Origin of the sequence: Myxococcus sp. CA039A, from assembly GCF_013336645.1 — a bacterium.
Classification (GTDB): Bacteria; Myxococcota; Myxococcia; order Myxococcales; family Myxococcaceae; genus Myxococcus; species Myxococcus llanfairpwllgwyngyllgogerychwyrndrobwllllantysiliogogogochensis.
The window spans coordinates 1-1,227 of the sequence record NZ_JABUMQ010000674.1 but is presented as its reverse complement, the minus strand read 5'-3'; the positions used below and the strand labels follow the sequence as shown (position 1 = coordinate 1,227).

Here is a 1,227-nt window from a genome sequence, read left to right as displayed (position 1 = left end):
GCTAAACCAGAGTTCGTGATTCGCGATCAGGCTGGGGAGCAGGCGGGCGCGGAGGAGGCGGGAAGAGGGAGCAGGGGCACCTCTCGTTCGGCTCTGTGTGCGCAGAAGACCTGAGAGCGAGAAGGCCCTGCCCGAGGGCAAAGGTAGGCAGTGGTTGAAGAGGAAGCAGCGCCAGGCGCTGCTTCGGTGGGCGGAGAGGAGTGGCTGCCCGCTCACCATGCGGCGGTGCATGGCGGTGGCGGCCGTGGGACGAGGGGACTCCTGCAATGCCGCAGCCCGGGCGCTGGGCTGTGCCACCTCCACCGTCGTGTGCGCGGTGCGCCGCTACCGGGAAGCTGGGCGCGAAGCCCTCCGAGACAGACGGGCGGGCAACGGCCATCCCAAGGTAGACGGCCAATTCAGGCAGAGGCTGGAGCGAGTGTTGGCCGGCACGCCCGAGGACTGGGGCTGGTGCCGGCCCACCTGGACGAGGGAGCTGCTGTGTGTGGAGCTGCAGCGCCGGGGGATGCCTCGTGTGTCCGTGGCGACCATGGGCCGCACACTCGCCTCGCTCGGCGCCCGCCTCAAGGCGGCAAAGCCCATCGTCCAGTGTCCCTGGCCCGCGTGGAAGCGGCGCCGGAGGCTCTATGTGCTGAAATGCATGGAGGCGCACAAGCCCCCCGAGGAGCCCGTGCTCCACGTGGACGAGGTGGACATCCACCTCAATCCCAAGGTGGGGCGCGACTGGTGTCTGCCCGGGCAGCGCCGGGTAGTCGTGACGCCCGGCAACAACCAGAAGCGCTTCGTGGCTGGAGCGCTGAATGTCCGGACGGGGAAGCTGACGTGGGTGGAGGGCAGGTCCAAGGCCAGCACCCTCTTCATTCAGTTGCTCTGGCGCCTTGCGAGCCAGTACCGACGGGCTCGCCGCATCCACCTCGTGCTGGACAACGCCGCGGTCCACACCAGCAAGAAGACTCGCCGTGCCCTCGCGCAACTCGGCGGGCGCATCGTGCTCCACTTCCTTCCGCCTTACTGCCCCGAGGGCAACCGCATCGAGCGGGTATGGCTGGACCTGCACGCCAATGTCACCCGCAATCATCGCTGCCGCACCATGGCCCGGCTCATGGTGCGGGTGCATGCCTACCTCGCTGCTCGCAACGCTCAACGCTCTGCCAGTCCATCCCTGCGCCGAGCCGACCTCAGGCGTGCCGTCTGAGGCCGTTCGAGAATCATGAACTCTGGTTTAGG

At 68.0% G+C, this 1,227-nt stretch carries 1 protein-coding gene; it reads left to right on the top strand.

Annotation, left to right across the window (positions count from 1 at the left end):
* The first annotated feature begins 154 nt into the window (after positions 1-154).
* Entirely contained in the window at positions 155-1,195 is a 1,041-nt protein-coding gene (locus HR086_RS46950) for an IS630 family transposase (protein ID WP_254623934.1), read from the top strand.
* The last annotated feature ends 32 nt before the right edge of the window (positions 1,196-1,227 follow it).